The sequence below is a fragment of the Streptomyces sp. HSW2009 genome (assembly GCF_040240285.1).
Taxonomy (GTDB): domain Bacteria; phylum Actinomycetota; class Actinomycetes; order Streptomycetales; family Streptomycetaceae; genus Streptomyces.
This window is the reverse complement of record NZ_JBEHZD010000373.1, coordinates 1-8,108: the sequence shown is the minus strand read 5'-3', so window position 1 is coordinate 8,108 and position 8,108 is coordinate 1. Positions and strand designations below refer to the sequence as shown.

Sequence of the window (8,108 nt, the reverse complement as noted above, 5' to 3'; positions counted from 1 at the left end):
CCGGCAGCCCCCGCCCGGCGCGGGCCCGGTCGAGCCGGCCCGGCGCGCTAGTCGGGCCGGCCCGCCGCGGTCGGTTCGGCCGCGCGGATCGCGTCCCGGTAGCTGCGCGCGGCGGGCCCCCCCCCCCGGGCCCCGGGGGGGGCCCCCCCCGGGGCCCCCCCCGGGGCACGCGCCGTCCGCGGCCCGCGGCGCGGCGAACGGGGTACGGGCCCCAGCAGGCGGAGGAACGAGGAGCTGACGATGTCGGTGTTGACGCTGGCAGAGGTAGAGGCGCTGGCCCGCGGGGCGCACGCCGGGCAGTGCGACAAGGCGGGCCGCCCGTACGCGGAGCACCTGGCGGCCGTCGCGGACGGGGTGCGCAGCCGCGGCGGCAGCGCCGAACAGATCGCGGCGGCCTGGCTGCACGACGCGGTCGAAGACGGCGCCGTACCGGACGGTTGGCTGGCCACGGCGCCGCTGACGCCGCACACCAAGGAACTGATCGACGCGATGACCCGGCGCCCGGGGGAGGCCCTTGAGGCGTACGCGACCAGGCTGCGCGCCACCCCGGGCGCCCTGCTCATCAAGGAGGCCGACGTGGCCCACAACGCGGACCCGGCGCGGCTGGCCAGGCTCGACCCCGCCACCCGCGAGCGGCTGGCCGCGAAGTACGCCCGCACCCGCGAACTCCTGGGCTTCCCCGCCCCGACCGCCTGACGACCCGCGTGGACGCCGCACCTGCGACGGACTCCGCACCCGCACCCGCACCCGTGTCCCAGCCCCCAGCCTCCGGCCCCCTCGGGCTGCCGTCGGTCAGCCGTCGCGCCCGTGGGCGTCCGGTGGTTGGACAGCGGCGGTGGCACCGCGCACCGGGGGAGCGGCCACCGCACGGCCGGCCGCACGCCCGACGGCCTGCGGCCCGCCCTTCGCCCAGGCCGCGCGCCGCTCAGCGGGGCGTCCGAGATCGATGAGGCGCCATAGTGGCCACGGCCCGCGGCACGAAACTTTGCTATTCGTTTCCGCTGCGCATGGTTCAACAGCGCACCGCCGGTGGCCGCCGACGCCGCCGAGACTCCTCGGGCGGCACTCTGCACGGCCTCAACCCAGGGGCTTTCGCGGCATTTTGCCGCTCTTGCTGGGATATCTAGAGCTGTGCTGCTTGTTGCGGCATTTCGTGGCGGATATTCCGTATGGAGGGCGGCTCCTCTGCTGTCGAAAATATGTAGAGTTTCCGGAAGCAATGTGTTTGTAAGGGCCACCAACGTAGGGGATTCGGCCGAATTTATGCGGCGCTGAGCGGCCGGCCGACACGCGTCAGACCGCCCGGTACGCCCGGAAACTGGGCCTGGCGTCACTCCGGGAAGCGATTCACGCCACCACGGCGACGCCCGGACGGGCCCTCCGCGGGGCATACGCGGTTGGCCAATGATTCGTCACCTGGCCCCAACCATCACTCACTTGGTGGCACGATGGTTCAGGTGGGGGTGTGCGGGGCCGCGCTCCTCCCCGGGCCGGAGACGTGTTGCGACCGAGGGCGAGGGATCAGTCGTGGTTATTTCCCTGTCTGTTGTGCTGCTAGTTGGCATAATTTTGGTGTTTGTCTACAGGGCAGGAAAGATCAAGGCGGTCCCCATGCTCGTCGCCATCCTCTTCGGATTCCTGTTGGCATCCACCGATGCCTCCCCGGACATCCAAGAGTTCCTGGACAACGTCGCCGACAGCATCAGCGACATCGAGTTCTAACCGGCGCACGCCCGTGCCCCGCCGCGCGCCCAACAGGGCGCACCGTGGGGCAGCGCGGACGGTCGGGGCGGGCGGTGACGGCGCTGGACGGCGTCGCCGTGCGCTGGTGCATGCGCTGACGCCTCCTCCGCTTGGGCCTGCCCGACGCCGAGCAGTGCATGGGCAGGCTCGCAGCGCTTCCTGCTCGGTGCCGATGCGCGCCGATGGCGTACGGGGCGGCGGCTGGCAGCACTCGACAGCGCTGAACGGCGTCCGCCGCTGAGTCGACGCCGGGCCGCTGGCACGGCCCCGGCGCGAGGTGTCTGGAGTCTCCACACCCGGGGCCGCTCGCACAAGAGGAAGCACACGGGCAACTGGCTCCCCGCCGCTGCCCGTTGCCGTATCCGTGCCTGTGTCCGAGCCAGCCTGTGCCCGCACCCGTGTCCGCGTCTGAGTCTGTGCGCACCTGCGTCCGAGTCTGCGCTACGCCTGTGTCCGGTCGCGGCCCGGCCACGTACCGAGGCGTACGGGCAGCGCCGCCGCGGCGTCGGCGTCACCGCGGATTCGTGGCCTCGCAGCCCCGCAGCCCCGATGGACCCACCAGACTCCGGGCCCGGCGCCCGTACGAACGCCGAAGACCGACCCCCGCGAACGCCGACAGGAACGCCGACGGCCCGGCGGCGGAAGGTTCCGCGTGCCGGGCCGTCGGGTGGAGAAGTGGAGCGGGCGACGGGAATCGAACCCGCGTAGCCAGTTTGGAAGACTGGGGCTCTACCATTGAGCTACGCCCGCGCGCCACCTGCGAGAGGTGAGCGTTCCGTGCCGGGTGGCCGTGTCCCCCTCCGTCCCACACCAGCCGCCGTAAGGGCTGCTCCGTGTGGGCCTCGGCGGGTCCGGCCGTGGCACGAGGTGCATCGTAGCGGGTCAGCCCCGGCTTTCGCACACTCTTCTCGGGTCCGCGAATAAGTGGCAGCCAGGAGTCCGATCGGCATGTACCCTACGTGTCGCACCGACGGGGTGTGGCGCAGCTTGGTAGCGCGTCCGCTTTGGGAGCGGAAGGTCGTCGGTTCGAATCCGGCCACCCCGACCAGCAGCATCCAGCAACACCATCCACCAGCGTCATCCACCGGCACCGCCCAGGTGTCGCCGTGGCCCACGGCCCGGCGCCCAGCGGCGCCCGGCCCCTGCGGGCGGCCCGCGCGGCCGGCCCGCCCACCGGGCGCCTTCCGCCAGCGGCCCGACCCGCGCCGACGGGGCGGCCGTGAACGGGCATGATCCCGTTGGGGGGATGCTCGCGCTTGCGGTTACTATGCAAGCTGCGCGCCTGTGTCTGTGATGACGGGAATGGGCCCGCCCCTGGTATCCCCTGGTAGGACGGCTCCCCCGGTCACCCGGCGGGCCGCTTCGCCAAGGGGCGTGATCCGCAGCGTCGCCGCAGTCCCCACAAGCTGTGGTCGCGCGCAGGTACGCACACCAGGTGCAGCAACAGTTGCGGCACCCGATGCAGAAACCCCCAGAAGTCAGCCCCCAAGGAGACCGAACCGTGAAGAGCGCCGTGGAGACCCTGAACCCGACCCGGGTTCGGCTCACTGTCGAGGTGCCCTTCGAGGAGCTCAAGCCCAGCCTCGACGCGGCGTACAAGAAGATCAACCAGCAGGTCACGGTGGCGGGCTTCCGCAAGGGCAAGATCCCGGCCCGGGTCATCGACCAGCGCTTCGGCCGCGGTGCGGTGCTGGAGGAGGCCGTCAACGACGCGCTCCCGAAGTTCTACACCGACGCGGTCAACGAGGGTGAGCTCAACGTCCTCGGCCAGCCCGAGGTGGACATCACCGAGCTGAAGGACGGCGAGCTGCTGGCCTTCACCGCCGAGGTGGACGTCCGCCCCGAGATCGAGATCCCGGACTACTCCGGCATCGAGGTCACCGTCGACGCGGTCGAGGTCTCCGAAGAGGACATCGACAAGTCGGTCGAGCAGCTCCGCGACCGCTTCGCCACCACCTCCGTGGTCGAGCGCGCCGCCGCCGACGGCGACACGGTCACCGTCGACCTGGAGGCCAAGGTCGACGGCGAGGTGCTGGAGGACGGCGTCGCGCAGGGCGTCGCGTACACCATCGGCTCCGGTCAGCTCCTCGACGGCATCGACGCGGCCGTGACCGGCCTGAGCGCCGGTGAGACCGCCACCTTCACCTCCGAGCTCAAGGGCGGCTCCGCCGAGGGCAAGGAGGCCGAGGTCAAGGTTGACGTCAGCGAGGTCAAGTCGCGTGAACTGCCCGCCCTGGACGACGAGTTCGCCCAGCTCGCGAGCGAGTTCGACACCCTGGACGAGCTGCGCGCCGACAGCCGCAAGCGGCTTGAGCAGATGAAGAAGTACGACCAGGCCACCCAGGCCCAGGAGAAGGTGCTCGACGCCCTCCTGGAGCTGGCCGAGATCCCGATCCCGGAGAAGCTCCTCCAGGACGAGATCGAGACCCGCAAGCACAACCTGGTCAGCCACCAGCTCGGCCAGATGGGCCTCGACCTCAAGAAGTACCTGGAGATCCAGGGCAAGACCGAGGAAGAGTTCGACGCCGAGACCAAGGAGCAGGCGGAGAAGGGCATCAAGACCCAGTTCATCCTCGATGAGCTGGTCAACAAGGAGAAGCTCCAGGTCGGCCAGGAAGAGCTGACCGAGCACCTGATGCGCCGCGCCCAGTCCTCCGGCATGAGCCCGGACCAGTTCGCGCAGGCCGTCGTCGAGGGTGGCCAGGTGCCGATGCTCGTCGGTGAGGTCGCCCGCGGCAAGGCGCTCGCGGTCGTCGTCGAGGCCGCCAAGGTCACCGACAGCAACGGCGAGGTCGTGGACCTGGAGGACGAGGAGGAGGACGAGGCCGGCGAGACGGTCGAGGCCGCCGAGTCCGCTGAGTCGACCGAGGCTGCTGAGTCCGCCGACGCCGCCGAGGCGAAGGCCGACGCCAAGGCCGAGGAGAAGTCCGAGGGCTGAGCCCCGGCCTGATCCCGGCACGGGACGGCATGGCACGGGTCCGGACGCACCAGCGTCCGGACCCGTGCCCGTCCCGGCCCGGTGCGCGGCGCCAGGCGCCCGCATCGAACCCGTACGCCCCCGGCGTACGCGCGTACGACCCTCGGGGGTGTGGGGCCACGGTCGGGTCGCGGTTGGCCGCCGGGCGCCGCTGTGCGCCCGTTCGCCGGGCGGCCGGCACCCTCGCGAACGGCGCAGCCACGGAGCCGGCAGATCGACGCTCCACGAGCCGCTCAGCGCTCCCTAGCCTGCGCTCACAGCGAACAGTTCCTGATGCGGGATGGCGTTGTCCGACCTGCGCGTTAGGGTCCGGTAGTACGAGGGCAGGGGGGGCGCTACGGGAAGCCCCGGAGCGTGCAGGGTGGGCGCTCCACGGCGCTGTGCACCCCGCGCCCGCACGAAGACGCTGAGACGGCTCGCGGCCGTCGAATCAACGAGCAGGTGGATACGTGACGAATCTGATGCCTTCCGCCGCCGGCGAGCCGACCGTCGGTGGCGGCCTCGGTGACCAGGTCTACAACCGGTTGCTCGGGGAGCGGATCATCTTCCTCGGCCAGCCGGTCGACGACGACATCGCCAACAAGATCACCGCGCAGCTGCTCCTGCTCGCCGCGGACCCCGAAAAGGACATCAACCTCTACATCAACAGCCCGGGCGGCTCCATCTCGGCCGGCATGGCGATCTACGACACCATGCAGTTCATCCCGAACGACGTGGTCACCATCGCCATGGGCCTCGCCGCGTCGATGGGGCAGTTCCTGCTCAGCGCGGGCACCCCGGGCAAGCGTTTCGCGCTGCCGAACGCCGAGATCCTGATCCACCAGCCCTCCGCCGGCCTGGCGGGCTCGGCCTCGGACATCAAGATCCACGCCGAACGGCTGCTGCACACCAAGAAGCGGATGGCGGAGCTGACCGCCTTCCACACCGGCCAGACCGTCGAGCAGATCACCCGTGACTCCGACCGCGACCGCTGGTTCTCCGCCGAGGAGGCCAAGGAGTACGGCCTGATCGACGACGTCATGGCCTCCGCCGCGAGCGTTCCGGGCGGCGGCGGCACCGGGGCCTGAGCGGCGCCCGAGCTTCCACACCCAGCAGCCCACCGAACGCCATCAGGATGGTGAACACGCAGATGAACATCAACGCCGGTAGCGGTCTGTACCAGGGCCCGACCGCCGAGTCGCGGTACGTGGTCCCGCGCTTCGTGGAGCGCACCTCGCAGGGCGTGCGCGAGTACGACCCGTACGCCAAGCTCTTCGAGGAGCGGGTGATCTTCCTCGGCGTCCAGATCGACGACGCCTCCGCCAACGACGTCATGGCGCAGCTCCTGTGCCTGGAGTCGATGGACCCCGACCGCGACATCTCGATCTACATCAACTCGCCCGGCGGCTCGTTCACCGCGCTGACCGCGATCTACGACACGATGCAGTTCGTCAAGCCCGACATCCAGACGGTCTGCATGGGTCAGGCCGCCTCGGCCGCGGCCGTGCTGCTCGCGGCCGGCACGCCCGGCAAGCGGATGGCGCTGCCCAACGCGCGGGTGCTGATCCACCAGCCGTACAGCGAGACCGGGCGCGGTCAGGTCTCCGACCTGGAGATCGCCGCCAACGAGATCCTGCGGATGCGTTCGCAGCTCGAAGAGATGCTGGCCAAGCACTCCACGACGCCGATCGAGAAGATCCGCGACGACATCGAGCGCGACAAGATCCTCACCGCTGAGGAGTCGCTGGCGTACGGTCTGGTGGACCAGATCGTGTCGACCCGCAAGAGTTCCGTTTCGGTTTGATCCGCCGCGCCGGGATCGGCCCCCCTTGGCGGGCACTCGACGCCCACGTGGATCGAGTCAGGCCAAGGGGGGCCCGAACGGGGGCCCCGGCAAGGTACCGTCGATAGGCAAGCACCCGGGTCTGCGCAAGCGTTGCAGATCCCAGGCGAAGGGGAAGCACCTCGTGGCACGCATCGGTGACGGCGGCGACCTGCTCAAGTGCTCGTTCTGCGGGAAGAGCCAGAAGCAGGTGAAGAAGCTCATCGCAGGCCCCGGTGTGTACATCTGCGACGAGTGCATCGACCTCTGCAACGAGATCATCGAGGAGGAGCTCGCGGAGACCTCCGAGGTGCGTTGGGAGGAGCTTCCCAAGCCCCGTGAGATCTACGAGTTCCTTGAGGGCTACGTGGTCGGGCAGGAGGCCGCGAAGAAGGCGCTCTCGGTGGCGGTCTACAACCACTACAAGCGCGTTCAGGCCGGCGAGGCCGCCAGCAGCCGGGACGACGGCATCGAGCTGTCGAAGTCCAACATCCTGCTCCTCGGGCCGACCGGCTCAGGCAAGACGCTGCTCGCGCAGACGCTGGCCCGGATGCTCAACGTGCCCTTCGCCATCGCCGACGCCACCGCGCTCACCGAGGCCGGTTACGTGGGCGAGGACGTCGAGAACATCCTGCTCAAGCTCATCCAGGCCGCTGACTACGATGTCAAGAAGGCCGAGACCGGGATCATCTACATCGACGAGATCGACAAGGTGGCCCGTAAGAGCGAGAACCCCTCGATCACCCGCGACGTCAGCGGCGAGGGCGTGCAGCAGGCGCTCCTGAAGATCCTGGAGGGCACCACCGCCTCCGTGCCGCCGCAGGGCGGTCGCAAGCACCCGCACCAGGAGTTCATCCAGATCGACACGACGAACGTGCTGTTCATCGTGGGTGGCGCGTTCGCCGGCCTGGAGAAGATCATCGAGTCCCGGGCGGGCGCCAAGGGCATCGGCTTCGGCGCCACCATCCGCTCCAAGCGGGAGATCGAGGCCAGCGACCAGTTCCAGGAGGTCATGCCGGAGGACCTGGTGAAGTTCGGGATGATCCCCGAGTTCATCGGCCGGCTCCCGGTCATCACCTCGGTGCACAACCTGGACCGCGAGGCGCTGCTCCAGATCCTGGTCGAGCCGCGCAACGCGCTCGTCAAGCAGTACCAGCGGTTGTTCGAACTCGACGGCGTGGAGCTGGAGTTCGACCGTCCGGCCCTGGAGGCCATCGCCGATCAGGCCATCCTGCGCGGCACCGGCGCCCGTGGTCTGCGGGCCATCATGGAGGAGGTCCTCCAGTCGGTGATGTACGAGGTGCCCTCGCGCAAGGACGTGGCCCGCGTGGTCATCACCGAAGAGGTCGTCCACTCGCACGTCAACCCGACCCTGGTGCCGCGCGAGCCGCGCATCGTCGGCAAGGACGAGCGGCACGAGAAGCGCGCGTAGCGCACCCCAGGACACCGCATACAACGCGCGGGGCGCCCGGCCAACAGGTCGGGCGCCGGTGGCGTATTAACCAAACCCCGCCCCCCAGACCGCCGCCGATCGGGGGTTGGGGGGGGTGGGTTTTAAAAAAAAAGGGGGGGGGGGGGGGGGGGGGG

Annotated in this window: 6 protein-coding genes and 2 tRNA genes; 7 read left to right on the top strand and 1 reads right to left on the bottom strand. The window is 70.0% G+C overall.

Annotated elements, in window-relative coordinates:
• Positions 1 to 240 precede the first annotated feature (240 nt).
• Positions 241 to 696: an HD domain-containing protein gene (locus tag AAHZ94_RS23695; protein WP_349995032.1), complete on the top strand. Its 456-nt coding sequence runs from the start codon at positions 241 to 243 to the stop codon at positions 694 to 696.
• An 831-nt stretch (positions 697 to 1,527) separates the two neighbouring features.
• Positions 1,528 to 1,722 (top strand): hypothetical protein, encoded by a 195-nt coding sequence (locus tag AAHZ94_RS23690; RefSeq protein WP_349995031.1) that lies wholly within the window; start codon positions 1,528 to 1,530, stop codon positions 1,720 to 1,722.
• 697 nt (positions 1,723 to 2,419) lie between these two features.
• Here AAHZ94_RS23690 and AAHZ94_RS23685 read toward each other — a convergent pair.
• A tRNA-Gly gene (locus AAHZ94_RS23685) sits at positions 2,420 to 2,493 on the bottom strand.
• A gap of 221 nt (positions 2,494 to 2,714) precedes the next feature.
• Between AAHZ94_RS23685 and AAHZ94_RS23680 the strand changes: the two genes are divergently transcribed.
• From AAHZ94_RS23680 to clpX, 5 genes are all read left to right on the top strand, one after another.
• A tRNA-Pro gene (locus tag AAHZ94_RS23680) sits at positions 2,715 to 2,791 on the top strand.
• A gap of 453 nt (positions 2,792 to 3,244) precedes the next feature.
• Positions 3,245 to 4,681, top strand: coding sequence for a trigger factor (gene tig, locus AAHZ94_RS23675; RefSeq protein ID WP_349995029.1), 1,437 nt, complete (start codon positions 3,245 to 3,247; stop codon positions 4,679 to 4,681).
• Positions 4,682 to 5,169: 488 nt separating this feature from the next.
• The gene (locus tag AAHZ94_RS23670; RefSeq protein WP_349995027.1) at positions 5,170 to 5,787 is read left to right on the top strand and encodes an ATP-dependent Clp protease proteolytic subunit; all 618 of its coding nucleotides are present in this window, start codon (positions 5,170 to 5,172) and stop codon (positions 5,785 to 5,787) included.
• A 62-nt stretch (positions 5,788 to 5,849) separates the two neighbouring features.
• Complete coding sequence (locus tag AAHZ94_RS23665) at positions 5,850 to 6,503, top strand: ATP-dependent Clp protease proteolytic subunit (protein WP_414726573.1); 654 nt, start codon at positions 5,850 to 5,852, stop codon at positions 6,501 to 6,503.
• A gap of 163 nt (positions 6,504 to 6,666) precedes the next feature.
• Positions 6,667 to 7,953 carry an ATP-dependent Clp protease ATP-binding subunit ClpX gene (clpX, locus tag AAHZ94_RS23660; RefSeq protein ID WP_349995024.1) on the top strand — a complete coding sequence of 429 codons (1,287 nt, stop codon included), beginning with the start codon at positions 6,667 to 6,669 and terminating at the stop codon, positions 7,951 to 7,953.
• The last annotated feature ends 155 nt before the right edge of the window (positions 7,954 to 8,108 follow it).

Excerpts from the sequence above, each read along its gene's own strand:
- AAHZ94_RS23695 (WP_349995032.1), top strand. The coding sequence starts at position 241 with ATGTCGGTGTTGACGCTGGCAGAGGTAGAGGCGCTGGCCCGCGGGGCG.
- AAHZ94_RS23665 (WP_414726573.1), top strand. The coding sequence starts at position 5,850 with ATGAACATCAACGCCGGTAGCGGTCTGTACCAGGGCCCGACCGCCGAG.